This window comes from Streptomyces sp. NPDC031479 (assembly GCF_055581065.1).
The window spans coordinates 15,006-39,159 of the sequence record NZ_JBVIKC010000023.1; the positions used below are offsets into that span (position 1 = coordinate 15,006).

The 24,154-nt window shown below is 73.8% G+C and carries 1 protein-coding gene; it reads left to right on the top strand.

Annotated elements, in window-relative coordinates:
• Positions 1–100 precede the first annotated feature (100 nt).
• On the top strand, positions 101–24,151 hold the full coding sequence (locus tag ACZ5D2_RS24190; protein WP_468931874.1) for a non-ribosomal peptide synthase/polyketide synthase: 24,051 nt from the start codon (positions 101–103) through the stop codon (positions 24,149–24,151).
• Positions 24,152–24,154: the final 3 nt, after the last annotated feature.

The following is a 24,154-nucleotide window of genomic DNA, read 5'->3' on the forward strand; positions in this document are numbered from 1 at the left end:
CGGCCGCCCGCCACGTGACGTCACCGCGGCCGGTGCTCCCTGGCGCGCCCTCCCCCACCCTCCCCCCACGTCTGTCCCACTCCCGGAGGTATTCCCCCCCATGCCCCGTCTCGACGGCGACTCCCTTCCCCTGACAGCGGCCCAGCGCGAGATCTGGCTTGCCGAGCAGAGTTCCCGGACGCCGATCCCGGGCTACCGCGTCGGCGAGTGCCTGGAGATCCACGGGCCGGTGGACCGGGAGCTGTTCGAGACCGCGCTGCGCCGGGTGGTCGGCGAGGTCGACGCCCTGCACGTGACCTTCGTCGACGGCGGCGAGGGCCCGCGCCAGGTCCTCAGGGAGAGCTGGGACTGGGCTCCGGCCCACCTCGACCTCAGCGGGGAGCCCGACCCCCGGGCGGCGGCCGTGGAATGGATGGAGCGGGACCTGCTGCGCCCGCTGGACCTCGCTCGTGACCCGCTGTTCGGCCACGCGCTGATCAAGGCGTCGCCGACGGAGTACCTCTGGTACCTGAACTACCACCACGTGGTGCTGGACGCGATCAGCAGCTCCATGCTCCGGCAGCGGGTCGGCGAGGTCTACTCGGCACTGGCCGAGGGCGGCGCCGTGCCGCCCTGCCCGTTCGGCTCGCTGCGGGACCTGGTCGACAGCGACGCCGCCTACCGCGCCTCCACCGACTTCGCCGCCGACCGCGCCTACTGGACCGAGCGCTTCGCCGACCTGCCCGCCCCGACCCGGCTCACCGACGCCTCCGCGACCGACCCGCACCGCGCCCTCCGGCTGGCCGAGGAGCGGGAACTGCGCCGCCCGGACGCCCTGCGGGCGGCGGCTGGACGTTCCGGCGTCCGGTGGTCCCGGCTGGTGGTCGCGGCGACGGCGCTCTACGCCCACCGGCTGACCGGCAACCAGGACGTGGTGCTCGCCCTGCCCGTCACCGCCCGTCGGGGCGCCGACCGCGACCTGACGGCGGTGCCGGGCACGACGTCCAACGTGGTGCCGCTGCGGCTGGCGGTGCGGCCGGACATGCCGTGGCGCGAACTCGTCGCCCAGGCGGCGCGGGAGGTCGAGACGGCCGTCGCGCACGAGCGCTACCGCAGCGAGGATCTGCTGCGGGACCTCGGCGCCCCCGGCAGTATCGGGACGGCGTTCCCGCTGATCGTCAACATCATGGCCTTCAACTCCAGGCCGAGCTTCGCCGGGCACCCGGCGTCCGTGCACCACTTCGTGTCCGGGTCGACCACCGACCTCGCCGTCTGGGTCTTCGACTACCGGGACGGCAACCCGCCGCTGCTCCGGCTGCACGGCTCGCCGGAAGCGTACGGCGACGACGACCTCGCCGCGCACCAGCAGCGGCTGCTTGCCCTGTTCGACACCGTCGCGGACTGCGACCCGGACGAGCCGGTGGGGCGGATCGAACTGCTCACCGCCGAGGAGCGCCGCGAGCTGGCGGTGCTCGGCGCCGGCCCGGTGGCGCCGGCCCCGGCCGCGAGCCTGCCAGAGCTGTTCCGGGAGCACGTCCGGGCGACTCCGGAGCTGGTCGCGCTGGTGTGCGGCGACGTCTCCCTGACCTACGCGGAGTTGGACGCGCGGGCGAACCGGCTGGCGCACGCTCTGATCGCGCGGGGTGCGGGGCCGGAGCGGCTGGTGGCGGTGGCGCTGCCGCGCTCGGCCCAGCTGGTGGTGACGATCCTCGCGGTGCTGAAGACCGGCGCCGCGTACGTTCCGGTCGACCCCGAGTACCCGGCCGCGCGGATCGCGTACCTGCTCGACGACGCGCGGCCGATGCTGGTGGTCACCGACTCCCGCAGCGGGGACCGCCTGCCGGACAGCGGTCCGGTCGACCGGCTGGTGCTCGACGCCCCTGAGACGGCCGCCCTGGTGGCGGATTGCCCGGCGGCCGACCCGATGGTGGCCGTCGACCCGGGTCACCCGGCGTACGTCATCTACACCTCCGGTTCCACCGGCAGGCCCAAGGGCGTGCTGCCGACCCACGGCGGCCTGCTCGACCTGCTCGCCGACCTCCGGCAGGTGCACTTCGCGCCGGTGCTGAAGGCGCGGCAGCGGCTGCGGGTGGCGCTGACCACCTCGGTGTCCTTCGACGCCTCCTGGAACCAGTTGTTCGCCCTGTTCGAAGGCCACGAGCTGCACGTCCTGGAGCACGCGACCTGGACCGACCCCGACGCCTTCGTCGGTTATGCGGCGCGTTGCGGACTGGACTACATCGAAGCCACCCCGTCCTATCTCCACGTGCTCGTCTCCCACGGGCTGTTGAATGACCCGCAGTGGCGCCCGGCACTGGTCGCGGCGGGCGGCGAGGCCGTACCGGAGCGGCTGTGGGAGCAGCTGCGGGCGGCGGAGGGGGCATCCTGCCTCAACCTCTACGGGCCGTCGGAATGCACCGTCAACTCGGTGGTCGGGCAGATGGGTTCGAGCGCACGCCCGGTGATCGGCCGGCCCGTCACCAACGCCCGGCTGTACGTGCTCGACGGTGCCCTGCGGCCGCTGCCGACCGGCGCGGCGGGTGAGCTGTACATCGCGGGCGCGGGGCTGGCCCGCGGCTACCTCGACCGGCCGGGGCTGACCGCCGGGCGGTTCGTCGCCGACCCGTTCGGGCCGAGCGGGTCGAGGATGTACCGCACCGGGGACCTGGTGCGGTGGGGGTCGGACGGGAACCTGGAGTTCCTCGGCCGCACCGACGACCAGGTCAAGATCCGCGGCTTCCGGGTCGAGCTCGGCGAGATCGAGGCCGTCCTCGCCGAGCACCCGCAGGTCGCCCGGGCCGCCGTGATGGTGCGCACCGAGGGAGAATCCCGGCTGGTCGCCTACGCGGTGCCCGAGCCCGGTGCCACCGTGACCGACACCGCCCTGCGCGACCACCTGCAGGACCGGCTGCCCCGGCAGCTGGTGCCGGCCGCGTACGTGCTGCTGGACGCGCTGCCGCTGACCCCGAACGGCAAGCTCGACCGGCGGGCCCTCCCGGCGCCCGAGCGAGCGCCCGCCGCGCCGGGCCGGGCACCGCGCACCGCGACCGAACACCTGCTCGTCGGGCTGTTCGCCGAGGTGCTCGGGGTGTCCGAGCCCGGGCTGGACGACAGCTTCTTCGACCTCGGCGGGCATTCCCTGCTGGCCACCCGACTGGTCGCCCGCGCCCGCTCGATCCTCGGCGTGGAGCTGCGGCTCGGCGACCTGTTCGACGCGCCGACGGTCGCGGAACTGGCGGCGGCGGTGGACGTCGCGGGCCGGGCGCGGCCGGCTCTGCGGCGGTGTGAGCGGCCCGAGGCGGTTCCGCTGTCCTTCGCGCAGCGCCGGCTGTGGTTCCTGCACCGCATGGAGGGCCCGAGCGCCACGTACAACATCCCGCTGGCGCTGCGGCTGTCCGGGAACCTGGGCCAGCGGGCCCTGGAAGCCGCTCTGGCGGACGTGGTCGAACGGCACGAGAGCCTGCGCACCGTCTTCCCGGTGCTCGACGGCGTGCCCTGCCAGCGGGTGCTGGACCCGGGCGCGGCACGGCCGCGGCTGCGGGTGACCGAAGTGGGCGAGCGTGACCTGCCGGAGCGGCTGGCGGAGGCGGCCCGGCACGGCTTCGAGCTCTCCGAGGAGTCGCCGCTGCGCGCCGAGCTGTTCCGGCTCGGCGCCGAGGAGCACGTGCTGCTGCTGGTGGTGCACCACATCGCCGGTGACGGCTGGTCGACGGGGCCGCTCCTGCGGGATCTGACGAGTGCCTACGCGGCCCGTGCCGAGGGGGCGAAGCCGGAGTGGTCGCCGCTGCCGGTCCAGTACGCCGACTACGCCCTCTGGCAGCGGGAACTGCTGGGCGACGGCGCGGACCCGGGCAGTCTGCTGAACAGTCAACTCGCCTACTGGCGGGATCAGTTGGCGGATCTTCCTGAGCAGGTCGAGCTGCCGTTCGACCGGCCCCGGCCGGCGGCGATGTCCTACCGGGGCGCCCACCTGCCGGTGCGGATCGACGCCGAGCTGCACCAGGGCCTGCGCGCGCTCGCCCGGGACGGCGGGGCCAGCCTCTTCATGGTGCTCCAGGCCGGACTGGCCGCCCTGCTGGGCAAGCTGGGCGCGGGCACCGACGTACCCGTGGGCACGCCGATCGCCGGACGCACCGATGAGGCCGCGGACGACCTGGTCGGCTTCTTCGTCAACACCCTGGTGCTGCGCACCGACCTCTCCGGCGACCCGTCGTTCACCGAACTGCTGGGCAGGGTGCGGACCGACGCGCTGGCCGCGTACGCGCACCAGGACGTGCCCTTCGAGCACCTCGTGGAGGCGCTGAACCCGACCCGGTCGCTGGCGCACCACCCGCTGTTCCAGACCATGCTCGCCCTGCAGAACGCGCCGCTGGGCACGTTCGACCTGCCCGGACTGCGGGTGGCGAGCGGCCTGGTCCACACCGGGACGGCCAAATGCGACCTGACCTTCATCCTGGCCGAACAGCCAGGTGAGGACGGCCTGTCGGGCGTGGTCGAGTACAGCACCGACCTGTTCGACGAGGCCACCGTGACCGGGATCGTCGAGCGGTGGCTGCGACTGCTGCGCGCCGTCGTCGCCGACCCCGGCCGGCGGATCGGCCAGGTGGACGTGCTGTCCGCCGACGAGCTCCGCGCGCTGTTCCCGGCGCGTACCGACCGGAGCGAGGGGGCGTCGGAGAGCGGCCTGACCGCGCTGTTCGAGCGACAGGTACGGGCGAACCCGGCCGCCGTCGCCCTCACCGACGGCGAAGTCACGCTGACGTACGGCGAGTTGAACGCCCGCGCGAACCGGCTCGCGCACGCCCTGATCGACCGGGGGGTGAGGCCGGAGCAGCGCGTGGCGCTGGCCCTGCCGCGCTCGGCGGAGCAGGTCGTGGCGGTGCTCGCCGTGCTGAAGGCGGGCGGCGCCTACCTGCCGGTGGACCCGCAGTACCCGGCCGCCCGGATCGCCTACCTGCTCCAGGACGCCCGGCCCGCGCTCCTCGTGACCACGAGCCGGACCGGCGACCTGCCGGGCGCGGACCCGGTGGACCGGCTGCTGCTGGACACCGCCGACCTGGACGGGCTGCCGGACACCGACCCGGAGGTCTCCCTCGACGCGGGCCACCCCGCCTACGTCATCTACACCTCCGGGTCCACCGGCAACCCCAAGGGCGTGGTGGTCACGCACCGGAACGTGGTGCGGCTGTTCGGCACGACCGAGGAGCTGTTCGGCTTCTCCGCAGAGGACGTCTGGACGCTCTTCCACTCCTACGCCTTCGATTTCTCGGTGTGGGAGTTGTGGGGCCCGCTGCTGTACGGCGGCCGTCTGGTGGTCGTGGACCACGAGACCAGCCGCTCGCCCGGCCGCTTCCTGGAGCTCCTCGCCCGCGAGCGGGTGACCGTGCTCAACCAGACGCCGTCCGCGTTCTACCAGCTGATGCAGGCGGACGCGGAGGCCCCGGAGACCGGCCGCCCGCTCGCGCTGCGCACGGTGGTGTTCGGCGGTGAGGCGCTGGAGCACGCCCGGCTGGCGAGCTGGTACGAGCGGCACCCGGACGACGCGCCGCTGCTGGTCAACATGTACGGCATCACCGAGACCACGGTGCACGTCACGTACGCGGCGCTCGACCGGTCCGGCGGCGCCGTCGGCGGGATCGGCACGGCCATTCCGGACCTGCGGACGTACGTGCTGGACGCCCACCTGCGGCCGGTGCCCCCGGGCGTGCCCGGCGAGCTGTACGTGGCGGGCGCCGGGCTGGCCCGCGGTTACCTGAACCGGCCCGGCCTGACCGCCGGGCGCTTCGTGGCCGACCCGTTCGGACCGCCGGGATCGCGGATGTACCGCAGCGGCGACGTGGTGCGCCGCGCGGCGGACAACAGCCTGCACTACGTCGGCCGGGCCGACCAGCAGGTGAAGGTGCGCGGCTTCCGGATCGAGCTCGGCGAGATCGAGGCGGCGCTGGCCGAGCACCCCGGCGTCGCCCAGGTCGCCGTCCTGGCCCGGCAGGACCGGGCCGACGACACCCGGCTGGTCGCGTACCTGGTGCAGGCCACGGGCGCCGTACCGAGTCCGGCCGACCTGCGTGGGCACCTGTGCGAGCGGTTGCCGGAACACATGGTGCCGTCGGCGTTCGTCGTGCTGGACACGCTGCCGCTGACCGCCAACGGCAAGCTGGACCACCGGGCCCTGCCCGCCCCCGACCTCGCCCCGACGGCCACCGCCCGCGCGCCGCGCACCCCGCAGGAGCAGGTCCTCTGCGAGCTGTTCGCCGAGGTCCTGGGCGTGGCGTCGGCCGGTGTCGAGGACGGCTTCTTCGACCTGGGCGGGCACTCTCTGCTGGCCACCCGCCTGGCCGCCCGGATCCGCGCGACGCTCGGTGTGGAAATGCCGCTGCGCACCCTGTTCGAGGCGCCGACCCCGGCCGGCCTGGCCGCCGCACTGGTGGCGGCCGGACCGGCGCAGACCGCCCTGGCACGGCGTGAACGCCCCGAGGCGATCCCGCTGTCGTTCGCGCAGCGGCGGCTGTGGTTCCTGCACCAGCTGGAGGGCGCCGGCGCGAACTACCACATCTCCCTGGCCTGGCGGCTGTCCGGGGATCTGGACCGGCGCGCCCTGGAGTCCGCCGTGGCGGATGTGGTCGAGCGGCACGAGAGCCTGCGCACCGTCTTCCCGGCGGTCGACGGAGTGCCGCACCAGCAGGTGCTGGACGTCGAGGCATCCCGCCCGCGGCTGCTCGTCAGCCGGACCACTGAGTCCGAGCTGCCGAACGTCATGGCGGAAGCGAAGGCCCGTCGGTTCGACCTGGCGGTCGATGTGCCACTGCGTGCCGGGCTGTTCGAGCTGGCGGCGGACGAGCACGTGTTCCAGGTGGTCCTCCACCACATCGCGGGTGACGGCTGGTCGCTGGGCCCGCTCGCGCAGGGCCTGACCAGCGCCTACGCGGCGCGCCGCCGCGGCGAGGAGCCGCAGTGGGAGGAGCTGCCGGTCCAGTACGCCGACTACACCCTGTGGCAGCACGAGCTGCTCGGCGACGCGGCCGACGGGGACAGTCTGTTCGCCCGCCAGGCGGCCTACTGGACCCGGCAGCTGGCCGATCTGCCCGAGCAGCTCCAGCTGCCCGGCGACCGGCCCCGCCCGGCGGTCGCCTCGCACCGGGGCGGTTCCGTGCGTGCAGGGCTGGACGCCGAGCTGCACCGCGGGCTGCGCGAACTCGCCCGCGCCCACGGCACCAGTCTGTTCATGGTGCTTCAGGCCGGGCTGGCAGTGTTGCTGAGCAAGCTCGGCGCGGGCGACGACATCCCGGTCGGCAGCCCGGTCGCGGGCCGTACCGACCAGGCGCAGGACGAGCTGGTCGGCTACTTCGTCAACACCCTGGTGTTCCGTACCGACACCTCGGGCGATCCGACGTTCGCCGACCTGCTGGGCCGGGTCCGGGAGACCGCGCTGGCCGGGTACGCGCACCAGGACCTTCCGTTCGAGTACCTGGTCGAGGCCCTCAATCCGGTCCGGTCGCTGGCGCACCACCCGCTGTTCCAGGTCATGCTGGTGCTACAGAACGCGCCCCGGGCCGACTTCGCGCCGTCCGGGCTGCGCGTCGGCGACATGCCGTCGACGTCGACCACCGCCAAGCTCGACCTGATCTTCACCATGTCCGAGCGGCACGCGCAGGACGGCTCCCCGGAGGGGATCGACGGGTGCGTCGAGTACACCGGCGACCTGTACGACCCGGCCACCGTCGAGACGATGATCGAGCGGTGGGAGCGGCTGCTCCGCGCCGTGGTCGCCGACCCGCAGCGGCGGCTCAGCCGGTTCGGCCTGCTCACCGCCGAGGAGCACGGTGAGTTGGCGGCGCTGGGTACCGGCCCGGCGGCCCAGGCCTTCACCGAGAGCCTGCCGGAGCTCTTCCGGGCTCAGGTGCGTGCGACTCCGGACGCCGTCGCGCTGGTGGGGCCGGAAGCATCGCTGACCTACGCGGAGTTGGACGCGCGGGCGAACCGGCTGGCGCACGCTCTGATCGCGCGGGGTGCGGGGCCGGAGCGGCTGGTGGCGGTGGCGCTGCCGCGCTCGGCCCAGCTGGTGGTGACGATCCTCGCGGTGCTGAAGACCGGCGCCGCGTACGTTCCGGTCGATCCGGAGTACCCGGCCGCGCGGATCGCGTACATGCTCGACGACACCCGACCGGTCCTGGTGGTGACCGACACCCACACCCGGGGCCGGCTGCCGGACACCGGTCCCGCCGGATGGCTGGTGGCCGACGACCCGGAGACGACCGCGCTGGTGGTGGGGTGCCCATCGACGGACCCTGCGGTGGCCATCGACCCGTGCCATCCGGCCTACGTCATCTACACCTCCGGTTCCACCGGCAGGCCCAAGGGCGTGGTGGCGACGCACGGCGGCTTGCGCAACCTGTTCGCCGACCAGTGTCCGCTGGTCTTCCGGACGGGGAAGCGGATGCGGATGGGGCTGACCACGTCCGTGTCGTTCGACGCCTCCTGCGACCAGATGTTCGCCCTGTACGCCGGCCACGAGCTGCACGTCCTGGACGAGGCGACCTGGACCGACCCGGACGCCTACCTCGAGTACGCGGCGCGGGCCGGGCTGGACACGGTCGGCGGTACCCCGTCCTACCTGCAAGTCCTCGTCGACCACGGCCTGTTGGACAACCCGCGGTGGCGTCCGTCGCTGGTCGGGCTGGGCGGGGAGACCGTTCCGGACCAACTGTGGGAACGGTTGCGGGCGGCCGACGGGGTGTTCGCCCTGAACTACTACGGGCCGGCCGAGTGCACGGTGGACTCGACCTTCGCACCGCTGGAGTCGAGCCCGCGCCAGGTGATCGGCCGCCCACTCGGCGGTGTCCGGTTGCACGTGCTCGACGCCGCGTTGCAGCCGGTGCCCGCGGGTGTGCCGGGCGAGCTGTACATCGCCGGTGCGGGGCTGGCGCGCGGCTACCTGAACCGGCCGGGCCTGACCGCGGGACGGTTCGTGGCGGACCCGTTCGGTCCCGGCGGTTCGCGGATGTACCGCACCGGTGACCTGGTGCGGTGGGGATCGGACGGGAACCTGGAGTTCCTCGGCCGCATCGACGACCAGGTCAAGGTCCGGGGATTCCGGATCGAGCTCGGCGAGATCGAGGCGGCACTGGCGGAACACCCGCAGGTCGCGCAGGCCGCCGTGACCGTCCGGCAGGACCGGGCGGGGGACACCCGCCTGGCCTCCTACCTGGTGCCCGCCACCGGGGCGGAGCCTCGGCCGGAAGACCTGCGGGCCCACCTGCGCGAGCGACTGCCCGACTACATGGTGCCGGCCGCGTTCGTCTCCCTTGACGTACTGCCGCTGAACGCCAGCGGCAAGCTGGACCGGCGCGCACTGCCCGAGCCCGAGTACGCGGGGTCGCGGGCCGGCCGGGCCCCGCACACTCCTCAGGAACACGTGCTGGCCGGGCTGTTCGCAGAGGTGCTGGGCCTGCCTCAGGTCGGTGTCGACGACGACTTCTTCGACCTCGGCGGGCACTCCCTGCTGGCCACCCGGTTGGTGGCCCGGGTCCGTGCGGCCCTGGGCGTGGAACTGGCTCTGCGCACCCTGTTCCAGACCCCGACGGTGGCCGGGCTGGCCGCCGGGCTGGGCGGCGCGGACCGGGCCCGGCTCGCCCTGGGGCGGGCGGAGCGGCCCGTGGGGGCACCCCCGGCCGAAGGCCGGGGGATGGTGCCGCTGTCGTCCGCTCAGCGGAGGCTGTGGTTCCTGCGCCAACTGGAGGGCGCCGACTCGGTCTACAACATGCCGCTCGCGTGGCGGCTCTCGGGGCCACTGGACCTGGCTGCCCTGGAGGCGGCGCTGGGCGACGTCGTCGACCGGCACGAAACCCTGCGCACGGTCCTCCCGGCCGTGGACGGAGTGCCCCACCAGCAGGTGCTGGCCACCGCAGAGGCGTGCCCGAGGCTGTCGGTCACCACGGCCGACGAGACGGTCCTGCCGGAACTGCTGGCGGAAGCCGCGGCGCGCGGATTCGACCTCGCGGCCGAACCTCCGCTGCGCGCCGAGGTGTTCGAGGTTTCGGCGGACGAGCACGTGCTGCTCCTGGTGATGCACCACATCGCCGGTGACGGCTGGTCGCTGGGCCCGCTGGCCGCCGACCTGGCCACCGCGTACGCGGCACGCCGACAGGGCGAGGAACCGGGGTGGGCACCGCTGCCGGTGCAGTACGCCGACTACACCCTGTGGCAGCAGGAGCTGCTCGGCGACCCGGCCGACCAGGACAGCCTCTTCGCCCGCCAGCAGGCCTACTGGACCGAGCAGTTGGCAAACCTGCCGGAGCAGATCCGGCTCCCCGCCGACCGCCCTCGCCCCGCGACCCCCTCCTGCTCCGGCGGCCACCTCGCGATCGAACTCGACGCCGAACTGCACGCCGGGCTGATCCGGCTGGGCCGGGAGCGCGGCGCCAGCGTGTACATGGTGCTGCAGGCCGCCCTGGCATCGCTGCTGGACAAGCTCGGCGCGGGAACGGACATCCCGGTCGGCAGCCTGATCGCGGGCCGGACCGACGAGGCCCTGGACGACCTCGTCGGATTCTTCGTCAACACCCTGGTGCTCCGCACGGACACCGGTGGCGACCCGACCTTCGCCGAGCTCCTTGGCCGGGTCCGCGAGGGCGCGCTGGCCGCGTACGCGCACCAGGACCTGCCGTTCGAGCACGTCGTCGAGGCCCTCAACCCGTCCCGGTCGCTCGCCCGTCAGCCGCTGTTCCAGGTGCTGCTCGCGCTGCAGAACGTGCCCCGCACCGAGTTCGCGCTGGACGGTCTGGCCGCTGAGATCGTCCTGGTGCGGACGCCGACGGCGATGTTCGACCTCGGTTTCCACCTGCTGGAGCGCGGCGGCACCGGCGGGCCGGCCGAGGGCATCGTCGGGCGGGTCGAGTACAGCACCGACCTCTTCGACCCCGCCACGGTGGAGGCACTGGTCGCCCGGTGGCTGCGTCTGCTGGCGTCGGTGGCCGCCGAGCCGGACCGGCCGCTGAGCCGGATCGACGTCCTCACCGCCGAGGAACGGCACGAACTGCTGGTCGTACGCAACGACACCGCCTGCCCGGCTCCCGATGCCGGCCTGCCCGCTCTGTTCGAGGCGCAGGTACGGGCGACCCCGGAGGCTCCGGCGGTGGTGTTCGAGGACACCGTGCTGACCTACCGGGAGCTGAACCGAAGGGCCAACCGCCTGGCGCACGGACTGATCGCGCGCGGGGTGGGGCCGGAGCAGGTCGTCGCCCTGCGGCTGCCGAGGTCGATCGAGCTGGTGGTCGCCGTCCTCGCGGTCCTCAAGACGGGTGCGGCGTACCTGCCGGTCGACCCGGACTATCCAGCCGCCCGCATCGCGTACATGCTGGACGACGCCCGGCCTGCCGTGGTGCTCGACGACCTCGCGGCCGTCACACCGGACGGGGACCTGCCGGAGCACGATCCGGCCGTCGCCGTGGACCCGCGGCACCCGGCCTACGCCATCTACACCTCGGGCTCCACCGGCAGGCCCAAGGCCGTGGTGATGCCCGCCGCCGGGCTGCTGAACCTGCTGGCGTGGCACCACAGGTCCGTCGGTGGCGGACTCGGCACGCGTACCGCGCAGTTCACCGCGATCAGTTTCGACGTCTCGGTGCAGGAGACGCTCTCCGCGCTGCTGTACGGCAAGACCCTCGTGGTGCCGACCGAGGAGCAGCGCCGCAGCGCCGAGCTGTTCGCCCGCTGGCTGGACCGGCACGGGGTCGAGGAGCTGTTCGCGCCCAACCTGGTGGTCGAGGCGCTGGCCGAGGCCGCGGAGGAGGCCGGGCTGGAACTGCCCGGCCTGCGGCTGGTCGCCCAGGCCGGTGAGGCGATGCGCCTCGGCGGTGCCGTGCGCCGCTTCCAGACCCGCCGGCCGGGCCGGGAACTGCACAACCACTACGGGCCCGCCGAGACCCATGTGATCACCGCCTACCCGCTGCCGGCCGACCCCGCCGACTGTCCGCTGCCGGTGCCGATCGGCCGGCCGATCGCCAACTGTCAGACATACGTGCTGGATTCGGCGCTTCGACCGGTCGCCCCCGGCGTGCTGGGTGAGCTGTACCTCGCCGGGGCGGGACTCGCCCGCGGCTACCTGAACCGGCCCGGGCTCACCGCGACGCGGTTCGTCGCCAACCCGTACGGTCCGGCCGGCGCGCTGATGTACCGCACCGGTGACCTGGTCCGCTGGCAGGCCCACGGCGAGCTGGAGTTCGCGGGCCGGGTGGACCACCAGGTGAAGATCCGCGGGTTCCGGGTCGAGCCGGGCGAGATCGAGGCCGAGCTGGCCGCGCACCCGGGTGTCGCCCAGGTCGCGGTGCTCGCCCGGGAGGACCGGATCGTCGCGTACGTCGTCCCGCCGGCCGGGGCCGGGGCGACCGCGGCGGCGCTGGCGGCGTACCTGCGCGACCGGGTGCCGGACCACCTGGTACCGTCCGCGTTCGTACTGCTCGACGCGCTGCCGCTGACGCCGAACGGGAAGCTGGACCGGGCGGCGCTGCCCGCGCCCGAGCCGGGCCCGGCCGCCGGCGGCCGGGCGCCGCGCACGCCGCAGGAGCAGATCCTGTGCGAGCTGTTCGCCGAGGTGCTGGGCGTGCCGCGGGTCGGGGTCGACGACGGCTTCTTCGACCTGGGCGGGCATTCCCTGCTCGCCACCCGGCTGGTCTCGCGGGTCCGGGCGACCCTCGGGATCGAGCTGGAACTGCGCAGCCTGTTCCAGGCGCCGACACCCGCCGGGCTAGCGGCCGGGCTGCACGACGCCGGCACCGCGCGGCAGGCCCTGGTACCCCGGCCCCGCCGCGATCCGATGCCGCTGTCGTTCGCCCAGCGCCGGCTCTGGTTCCTCCAGCAGTTCGGGGCGCCGAGCGCGACCTACCACATGCCGCTCGCCCTGCGGCTGTCCGGCGACCTCGACCGGGCCGCGCTGAGCGCCGCGCTCGCGGACGTGGTGGCCCGGCACGAGACCCTGCGCACGGTCTTCCCGCACACCGCCGGAGTCCCGTACCAGCGGGTGCTGGACGCCGGCGAGGCAGCCGTCCCGCTGACCGTACGCGCGGCCGGCGAGGCGGAGGTGCCCGCCCTGCTGCGCGAGGCGGCGGTACAGGCGTTCGACCTGACCTCGGAAGTACCGCTGCGGGCGGAGCTGTTCGCGCTCGCGCCGGACGAGCACGTGCTGCTGCTGGTGATGCACCACATCGTCGGGGACGGCTGGTCCATGGGCCCGCTGGCCCGTGACCTGGCCACCGCCTACACCACCCGGCAGGGCGGTGGGGCTCCGGCATGGCCGCCGCTGCCGGTCACCTACGGCGACTACACCCTGTGGCAGCACGAGATCCTCGGCGACGAGCACGACACGGACAGCGTGTTCGCCCGCCAGGTCACCTACTGGACCGAGGCGCTGGCCGGGCTGCCCGAGCAGCTGCAGCTGCCTGCCGACCGACCGCGCCCGGCCACCATGTCGTACGGCGGCGACCTGCTGGAACTCCGGATCGACGCCGAACTGCACGCGGCACTGCTGGAGTTGGCCCGAAGGTCGGGTGCCACCCTGTTCATGGTGCTGCAGGCCGCGCTCGCCGCGCTGTACACGCGGCTGGGTGCGGGCACGGACATCCCGATCGGGTCTCCGATCGCGGGGCGTACCGACGAGGCGCTGGACGGGCTGGTCGGGTTCTTCATCAACACGCTGGTGCTGCGGACCGACACGAGCGGTGATCCGAGTTTCGCCGAGCTGCTGGGTCGGGTGCGGGAGACGGCGCTGTCGGCGTACGCGCACCAGGACGTGCCCTTCGAGCACCTGGTGGAGGCGCTGAACCCGTCCCGCTCGCTGTCGCACCACCCGCTGTTCCAGACCGGGCTGGTCGTACAGAACGCGCCGGGCGGCGACTTCGAGCTGCCGGGTCTCCAGGTCTCCGGGGTGACCGTGCCCACCGGGACCGCGCGGCTCGACCTGACCTTCGGGTTCGGGGAGGAGCACGGGACCGACGGCGCGCCGGCCGGGATCGGCGGTGCGGTCGAGTACAGCACCGACCTGTTCGACCGCTCGACGGTCGAGGCCCTGGTCGCCCGGTGGACCAGGCTGCTGGCCGCGGTCGCCGCCGCGCCCGAGCAGCCCATCGGCGGGATCGACCTGCTGTCCGCAGAGGAGCGCTGTGAGCTGCTGCCCGTTGTCCAGGGCGGGGCGGCCGGGGTGAGCCTGCCGGAACTGTTCGCGGCGCAGGTGACGGCGACGCCGGACGCGGTCGCGCTCGTCTGCGGTGGTGTCGAGGTGACGTACCGTCAACTCGACGTTCGCGCGAACCGGTTCGCGCACACGCTGATCGCCCGGGGCGTCGGTCCGGAGCAGACCGTGGCCGTGGCGTTGCCGCGGTCGGTGGAGTCGGTGGTGGCGGTCCTGGGCGTGCTGAAGGCCGGGGCCGCGTACCTGCCGGTGGATCCGGGGTACCCGGCGGCGCGGATCGCGTTCATGCTGGACGACGCGCGGCCGGCCGTGGTGGTCGACGATCCGGCACTGGTGACCGAGGCTTCCGGTCGGCGGGAGACCGATCCGGATGTCGTGGTGGACGCCCGGCACCCGGCCTACGTGATCTACACATCGGGCTCGACCGGCCGGCCGAAGGGCGTCATGGTGAGCCACACCGGCGTGTCGGGCCTGGTGGCGGCGCAGGTCGACCGGCTCGGCGTGGCGCCGGGCAGCCGGGTCCTCCAGTTCGCCTCGCCCAGCTTCGACGCGTCGTTCTGGGACCTGTGCGGCGCCCTGCTCACCGGTGCCGCCCTCGTCCTGGCCCCGTCCGAGGCCCCGCTGGAGGCCCTGACGGACCGCCGGCTCGACGTCACCCACGTGACGCTTCCGCCCTCGGCGCTGGCCGCGTTGGAGAGCTCCGACCTCACGGCCACCACCCTGGTGGTGGCCGGTGAGGCCTGCACGTCGGAGCTGGTGGCCCGGTGGGCGCCGGGCCGGCGGATGATCAACGCGTACGGTCCGACGGAGACGACGGTGTGCGCGACCATGAGCGACCCGCTGTCCCCGGGGCGCGGTGTACCGCCGATCGGCCGATCGGTCGCGGGCTTCCGGGTGTACGTCCTCGACGAGCGACTGCGCATCGTGCCGCCGGGAGTGGCGGGGGAATTGTACGTCGCCGGCCCCGGTCTGGCGCGCGGGTATCTGAACCGGCCCGGGCTGACGGCCGGGCGGTTCGTCGCCTGCCCGTTCGGGGCCGGTGAGCGCATGTACCGCACCGGGGACGTGGTGCGCCGCCGGACCGACGGCGAGCTGGAGTACGTCGGCCGTGCCGATGATCAGGTGAAGGTGCGCGGCTTCCGCATCGAGCCCGGCGAGGTCGAGGCGGCGCTGGCCGAGCACCCCGCCGTCGCCCAGGCCGCCGTCCTCGCCCAGGACGACCGGCTCATCGGCTACGTCGCGGCCCGTCCCGACGTGGCCTCCCACAGCCCCCTGCCGGGGGGACCCCCAAGCCCTGCGGAGCTGGCGGCGTACCTGCGTGGCAGGCTGCCCGACTACCTGGTACCGGCTGTCTTCGTGGTGCTGGACACGCTGCCGCTGACTCCGAACGGGAAGCTGGACCGGGCGGCGCTGCCCGCGCCCGAGCCGGGCCCGGCCGCCGGCGGCCGGGCGCCGCGCACGCCGCAGGAGCAGATCCTGTGCGAGCTGTTCGCCGAGGTGCTGGGCGTGCCGCGGGTCGGGCTCGACGACGACTTCTTCGACCTGGGCGGGCACTCCCTGCTCGCCACCCGGCTGGCCGCGCGGGTGCGCTCGGTGCTCGGAGTGGAGGTGGCGCTGCGCGCGCTGTTCCAGGCGCCCACCGTGGCCGGCCTGGCCGAGGCGCTGGGTGGGGCCGGCCACGCCCGCCCGGCGCTGACCACGCACGAGCGGCCGGAGGCGGTGCCGCTGTCCTTCGCCCAGCGCCGGCTCTGGTTCCTGCACCGCATGGACGGCACCGCCGCGACGTACCACATCCCGCTGGCGCTCCGGCTGACCGGGACGCTCGACCATGCGGCGCTGGACGAGGCGCTGGCCGACGTGGTGGCCCGGCACGAGAGCCTGCGGACGGTCTTCCCGGAGGTCGACGGCGTACCCCGCCAGCTCGTCCTCGACCCGGCCGAGGCCCGGCCCCGGGCGCGGCTGACCGAGATGTCGGAGGCCGAACTGTTCGAGCAGCTGGCCGAGTTCGCACGACAGCCCTTCGGCCTGGAGGCCGAAGCGCCGCTGCGGGCGGAGCTGTTCGTACTCGCGCCGGACGAACACGTGCTGCTGCTGGTGATGCACCACATCGCCGGTGACGGCTGGTCCACCGGCCCGCTGGCCCGCGACCTCGCCGAGGCGTACGCCGCCCGGCGCGAGGGGCGCGCGCCGCAGTGGCCGGTCCTGCCGGTGCAGTACGCGGACTACACGCTGTGGCAGCGCGACCTGCTCGGCGACGCCGCCGACCCTCAGAGCCGGTTCGCCGAGCAGCTCGACTACTGGAAGCGTCAGCTGTCCGACCTGCCGGAGCTGCTCCAGCTGCCCGCCGACCGGCCGAGGCCGGCCGTCGCCGGCTGGCGCGGGGACCACGTCGGCCTGGAGCTGAGCCCCGAACTGCACGCAGCTCTGGTGGAGTTGGCCCGGAATTCAGGCGCGAGCCTGTTCATGGTGCTGCAGGCGGCGCTGGCGGCGCTGTACACGCGGCTGGGTGCGGGCACGGACATCCCGATCGGGTCTCCGATCGCGGGGCGTACCGACGAGGCACTGGACGATCTGGTCGGGTTCTTCGTGAACACGCTGGTGCTGCGCACCGACACGAGCGGTGATCCGAGTTTCGCCGAGCTGCTGGGTCGGGTGCGGGAGACGGCACTGTCGGCGTACGCGCACCAGGACGTGCCCTTCGAGCACCTGGTGGAGGCGCTGAACCCGTCCCGCTCGCTGTCGCACCACCCGCTGTTCCAGACCATCCTGGCGGTGCAGAACGCTCCGATGGGCCGGTTCTCCCTGCCCGGTCTGGACGTCGCCGCCTACGCGGTGGCCACCGGAACCGCCAAGTTCGACCTCGGTGTGAGTCTCGTCGAACAGTTCGGTCCGGACGGCAGCCCGGCGGGGATCGTCGGCGCGGTGGAATACGCCACCGACCTGTTCGACCGCTCGACGGTCGCGGCGCTCGCCGGGCGCTGGACGCGCCTGCTGGAGGCGGTCACCGCCGACCCGGACCGGTCGATCGGACGGATCGAGCTCCTCGACGCCGACGAGCGGCACCGTTTGCTGGAGCGGGGCAACGCGACCGCCCGCGAGGTGGCGGCCGTCCCGGTGCCGCAGGCGTTCGCGGCTCAGGTCGCGGCGACCCCGGACGCCCTCGCGCTGGTGTGCGGCGACGCCGAGTTGACGTACCGGCAGCTGAACGTCCGGGCGAACCGGTTCGCGCACGCGCTGATCGCCCGGGGCGTCGGCCCGGAGCAGACCGTGGCCGTGGCCCTGCCGCGCTCGGTGGAGTCCGTGGTGGCCGTCCTGGGCGTACTGAAGGCCGGGGCCGCGTACCTGCCCGTGGATCCGGCGTACCCGCCGGCGCGGATCGCGTACATGCTGGACGACGCCCGGCCGGCCCTGATGGTCGACGACCCGGCGCTGGTGACCGATGTGTCCGCCTGGCCGGACACCGATCCCGTGGTCGCGCTCGACGTCCGGCACCCGGCCTACGTGATCTACACCTCGGGCTCGACCGGCCGCCCCAAGGGCGTCGTGGTCGGCCACGGCGGCGTCGCGAGCCTGGTCGCCGCACAGATCGAGCGGTTCGCGATCGAACCCGACAGCCGGGTGCTCCAGTTCGCCTCGCCGAGCTTCGACGCCTCGGTGTCGGAGATCTACACCGCCCTGCTGCGCGGCGCGGCCCTGGTGCTGCCCCCGACGGCGGACCCGGTGGCTGCGCTGGCCGACCGGGACCTCGCCGTCACCCACGTGACCGTGCCCCCGTCCGTCCTCGCCGCCCTGCCGGAGGGCTCGGTGCAGGTGCCGACGCTGGTGGTGGCGGGTGAGGCGTGCCCGCCGGAACTGGTGGACCGCTGGGCGCCCGGACGCCGGATGATCAACGCGTACGGTCCGACCGAGACCACGGTGTGCGCGACCATGAGCGCCCCGCTGTCCCCGGGGACGGGCGTCCCGCCGATCGGCTGTCCGATCGCCAACACCCGGGTGTACGTGCTGGACGAGCGGCTGCGGCCGGTGCCGACGGGCGTGGCGGGTGAGCTGTACGTCGCGGGCGCGGGACTGGCGCGCGGCTACCTGAACCGGCCGGGCCTGACGGCCGGACGGTTCGTCGCCTGCCCGTTCGGGTCCGGTGAGCGCATGTACCGCACCGGAGACCTGGTGCGCTGGCTGGGCGACGGCGAGCTGGAGTACGTCGGCCGTGCCGACGACCAGGTGAAGGTGCGCGGCTTCCGCATCGAGCCCGGCGAGGTCGAGGCGGCGCTGGCCGAGCACCCCGCCGTCGCCCGGGCCGCCGTCCTCGCCCAGGACGACCGGCTCGTCGGCTACGTCGTCCCGCACCAGGACGAGGCCCGGGACAGTGGCCTGGAAGCGGACCACGTGGGCGAGTGGCAGGACATCTACGACGCCCTGCCCATCACCCCCGAGGAAGCCGGCTTCGGTCAGAACTTCGTCGGCTGGAACAGCAGTTACGACGCGAGTCCGATCCCCGTCGAGCAGATGCGCCAGTGGCGGGACGCCACCGTGGCCCGCATCCTGGCCCTGCGCCCCCGCCGGGTGCTGGAGGTCGGCGTCGGCACCGGACTGCTGCTCTCGCAGATCGCACCGCACTGCGAGACCTACTGGGCGACGGACTTCTCCGCCACGGCGGTCGACGCGCTGACCGCGCAGGTCGGCCGACAGGACGACCTGGCCGAGCGTGTCGTGCTGCAGACCCGCCCGGCGCACGACACCGAGGGCCTGCCGGCCGGGTGGTTCGACACCATCGTGATCAACTCGGTGGTGCAGTACTTCCCGTCCGCCGACTACCTCGCGGACGTGATCGGGAAGCTGATGCGGCTGCTCGCCCCCGGCGGCACGCTCTTCGTCGGCGACGTCCGCAACCTGCGGCTGCTGCGCCCGCTGGCCACCGCGGTCCAGCTGCACCGCACCGGTGCCGACGGTGACCTCGCGGCGGTGCGCCGCGCGGTGGAGCAGGCCGTCAGGGTGGAGAAGGAACTCCTGGTCGACCCGGACTTCTTCACCGTCCTGCGGGAGCACGGCACGGACATCGGCGCGGTGGCCGTGGAGGTCAAGCGCGGCCGTCACCACAACGAACTGATCCGCTACCGCTACGACGTGACGCTGCACAAGGCCCCGGTCGTTCCGGCGGCCCCGGGCCGGACGGTCGAGCTGGAGTGGGGACACCGGCTCGCGGGACTGGCCGAGCTGCGCGAACTCCTCGCCCAGCCGCCCGCCGACGTGCTGCGGATCACCGGAGTGCCGAACCGCCGGGTGCTGCGCGAGGCCGCCCTTTCCCGGGCACTGCAGAACGGCGACAGCTCGCTCGCCGAACTGCTGGAGCGGCTGCACGGACCGGAGGAGAGCGAACTCCCCGACCCGGAGGACTTCCAGGTCATCGGGCTGGAGTTCGACCGCTGGGTGGGCGTCACCTGGTCGGCCACCGTGGCCGACGCCTTGGACGTCGTCTTCGCCGGCCCGCGGGCGCATCACGGCTCCCCGGCCGAGCCGTACCGGTCGGCCCGGACCACCAGCACGCCGCTGTCGTCGCTGACCAATTGTCCGACCGGCAGCCGGGGCACCGGCGCACTCATCGGCGAACTCCGCGAATGGCTGCGCGGGCGACTGCCCGACTACCTGATCCCGTCGGCGTTCGTGGCGCTGGATTCGTTGCCGCTGACGGCCAGCGGCAAGCTCGACCGCCGCGCGCTGCCCGCGCCCGACCTGGGGCAGGCCGGAGCCGGGCGGGCGCCGCGGACCCCGCAGGAACAGCTCCTCGCCGAGCTGTTCGCCGAGGTGCTCGGCCTGGCCCAGGTCGGTGTCGAGGACAGCTTCTTCGACCTGGGGGGACACTCACTGCTGGCGACCCGCCTGGCCTCCCGCGTCCGGGCGACCCTCGGCGCGGAGCTCGAGGTCCGGACTCTGTTCGAGACGCCGACCGTGGCCGGACTGGCGGCCTGCCTCGACGGCTCCGGCACGGCCCGGCCCACGCTGACCGCCCGGCCGCGACCCATGGGGGCACCCCCGGCCGAAGGCTGGGGGAAGGTCCCGCTGTCCTTCGCCCAACGCCGCCTGTGGTTCCTGCACCGGATGGACGGCCCGAGCGCCACCTACAACATGCCGCTCGCGCTGAGCCTGACCGGCGAACTCGACCGCCCGGCCCTGCACGCCGCGCTCGCGGACGTGATCGCCCGGCACGAGAGCCTGCGGACGGTCTTCCGCGAGACGGACGGTGTGCCGTACCAGGTCGTGCTGAGCGCTTCACAGGCGCACCCGGAACTGCCGGTGGTCGAGCTCGACGAGAGCCGGCTGGCCGAGCGGCTGGCGCAGACGGCCCGGCGCGGCTTCGACCTGGCAGCGGAGCCGCCGGTCCGGGCGGAGCTGTACGCGCTCGCCCCCGACCGGCACGTGCTCCTGGTCGTGGTGCACCACATCGCCGCCGACGGCTGGTCGATGGGGCCGCTTTCCGACGACCTCGCGGCCGCCTACACGGCGCGCTGCCGTGGCGAGGAGCCGCAGTGGTCCCCGCTGCCGGTGCAGTACGCCGACTACACCTGCTGGCAACGCGACCTGCTCGGCATCGCCGCCGACCCGGACAGCCTGTTCGCCCGGCAACTGGCCTACTGGAAGGACGAACTGGCGGGCATTCCGCAGCAGGTGCGGCTGCCCGCCGATCGGCCCCGGCCGCCGGTGGCCTCCCAGCGGGGCGGCCGGGTCGTGGTCCGGCTGGACCCCGAACTGCACCAGGCACTGCGGGACCTGGCCGCCGAGCGCGGCGCCAGCATGTTCATGGTGCTCCAGGCCGGCCTCGCCGCGCTGCTCACCCGGCTCGGTGCCGGTACGGACATCCCCGTGGGCAGCCCGATCGCCGGCCGTACCGACCAGGCGCTGGACGACCTCGTCGGCTTCTTCGTCAACACCCTGGTGCTGCGCACCGACACGAGCGGCGATCCCGGCTTCGCCGAACTGCTCGGCCGGGTGCGGCAGAAGGCGCTCGCCGCGTACGACCACCAGGACGTGCCGTTCGAGTACCTGGTCGAGGTGGTCAACCCGGCCCGTTCGCTGTCGCACCACCCGCTGTTCCAGATCATGCTGGCCCTGCAGAACGCGCCGGTGGGCGAGTTCGCCCTGCCGGGCCTGGAGACCGGCCACCTGGAGGCGTCGACCGGGACCTCGCGGGTCGACCTGACGTTCAGTCTGACCGAGCAGTTCCGCCCGGACGGTCCCCCTGGGCCTGGCGGCCCGGGAGGTGCCCCCAGCCCCGACGGCCTGGTCGGCGCGGTGGAATACGCCACCGACCTGTTCGACCCGGCCACCGTGGAGCTGCTGTTCGAGCGCTGGGCGCGGCTGCTGCGCGCGGCGGTCGCCGACCCTGACAGGCCGATCAGCCGGATCGACATCATGTCGGGCGAGGAACGCCGCCGGCTGCTGTCCCGGTCCACCGGCGCCGCGGTCGAGCTGCCCGAGGCCGCGTTGCCGGAGCTGTTCGCCCGCCAGGTGCGCGCCACCCCGGACGCGGTGGCCGTCGTGGCGGGCGCCACCGAGCTGACCTACCGGGAACTCGACCAGCGGTCCAACCGCCTCGCGCGGGCACTGATCCGCCAGGGCGTACGACCGGAGACACCGGTCGCGGTGCTGCTGGACCGCTCGGCGGACCTCGTCGTGGCGCTCCTGGCGATCATCAAGGCGGGCGGCGCCTACACGCCCCTCGACTCGCGCTTCCCGCAGTCCCGGATCGACCTGATCCTCCAGGAGGCCGGGGCCGCCCTGGTGCTCACCGAGGACGTGCTGACCGCCTCGATCGAGGGCGAACCCGACGCGTCCGACATCCAAGTACGCTGCGACCAGCGGCAGTTGGCGTACGTGATGTACACCTCCGGCTCGACCGGCCGGCCGAAGGGCGTGGCCGTCACCCACCGAGACGTGGTGGGCCTCGCGCTCACCCCTGAATACCACGGCGGCGGACACGAGCGGGTGCTGATGCACTCCCCGACCGCCTTCGACCTCTCGACCTACGAGCTGTGGGTGCCGCTGCTGGGCGGCGGCCGGGTCGTGGTCGCACCGCCCGAGCGGCTCGACCTCGACCTGCTGCAGCACACGATCAGCACGCACGGGGTGACCGGACTGTGGCTGACGGCCGGGCTGTTCCGCCTGGTCGCCGAGGAGCGGCCGGCCCTGCTCGCGGGGGTCCGCGAGGTGTGGACCGGCGGTGACGTGGTCTCCCCGGCCGCCGTCGCCCGGGTGCTGGAGGTCTGCCCCGGCATCGAGGTGGTCAACGGCTACGGGCCCACCGAGGCCACGACCCTGGCTACCCGCCACCCGGTGCACAGCCTCCCCGAGCACGCCGCGACCGTGCCGATCGGCGGGCCGATGGCGAACATGCGCGCCTACGTCCTCGACGACCGCCTGCGGCCGGTGCCCACGGGCCTGGTCGGCGAGCTGTACCTCGCGGGGACGGGCGTGGCCCGCGGCTACCTCGGCCGACCCGGCCTGACCGCGGAGCGCTTCACCGCCGACCCGTACGGGCCGCCCGGGAGCCGGATGTACCGCACCGGCGACCTGGCGTGGTGGCCGGCCGAGGGCACACTGGAGTTCGCCGGACGGACCGACCACCAGGTCAAGCTCCGCGGTCTGCGGATCGAGCCCGGCGAGATCGAGGCGATCCTCGCGAGCTGCCCGGGCGTCGCCCAGGCGGCCGTCGTCGCCCGCGAGGACCGGCCCGGCGACAAGCGGCTCGTCGCCTACCTGGTGCCCGGCCCCGAGAGCACGCCCGAGACGGGCGAGCTCTCCGGGCGACTGCGCCGTGAACTGCCCGACTACATGGTGCCGTCGGCGTTCGTCACCCTGGACACGCTGCCGTTGACCGCCAACGGCAAGCTGGACCGGGCCGCCCTGCCCGCCCCCGAGTACGGGGCACAGGGCACCGGACGCGGCCCCCGGACGCCGCGGGAGCAGCTGCTGTGCGGCCTCTTCGCCGAGGTCCTCGGCCGGGAACAGGTGCACATCGACGACAACTTCTTCGATCTGGGCGGGCACTCGCTGCTGGCCGCCCGCCTGGCCTCCCGCGTCCGCGAGACCCTCGGCCTGGAACTTGGCCTGCGCATGCTGTTCGAGGCGCCGACCGTGGCCGGACTCACCGAGCGCCTGGTCATGGACGACCCCGCCGACGCGCTGGACGTGGTGCTGCCGCTGCGTTCGACCGGGACCGGCACGCCGCTGTTCTGCATCCACCCCGGCGGCGGCATCAGCTGGTCGTACAGCGGGCTCCTGAACCACATCGGCCCCCAGCACCCGGTCTACGCGATCCAGGCGCGCGGCCTGGGCCGGCCCGAACCCCTGCCGACGTCCTTCGAGGAGATGGCTGCCGACTACGCCGACCAGATCCGCAAGATCCAGCCCGAGGGCCCGTACCTGCTGCTCGGCTGGTCGGCCGGCGGGCTGATCGCCCACGCGATCGCCTGCGAGCTGCAGGCGCGCGGCGAGCGGACCGCGCTGCTGGCCATCCTCGACGCCTATCCGGTGAAGGACGTGCAGTTCGAGGAGATGCCCGTGCCCACCGAGCGGGACGTGCTCGTCGGTGTGCTCGACGTCGACCCGGACGAGCTGGGCGACCGGGAGCTGACCTACGCCGAGGTCGCCGAGGTCCTGAACCGGCGGGGCAGCGCGCTGCAGGGCCTGACGGAGCAGCAGATCGAGGTCATCGTCCACATCATGATCAACAACGCGAGGCTGGCGGTCGACTTCGTCCCCGCCGGGTTCGACGGCGACCTGCTGCTGTTCAACTCCACGATCGACCGTGACGGGGACGACGCCGGGCCCGCGACCTGGCGCCCGTACATCGCGGGCCGGATCGAATCGCACGAGATCACCACCCGGCACAACCGGATGACCGAAGCCGGCTCACTGGCCCAGATCGGACCGGTCCTGGCCGCCCGCCTCGCCGAGGTCACCGGTGACACCCCAACCCACCACCAGGAGGACTGATTC

Bases quoted from the DNA above. Each gene is read 5' to 3' on its own strand.
- ACZ5D2_RS24190 (WP_468931874.1), top strand. From the start codon at position 101: ATGCCCCGTCTCGACGGCGACTCCCTTCCCCTGACAGCGGCCCAGCGC.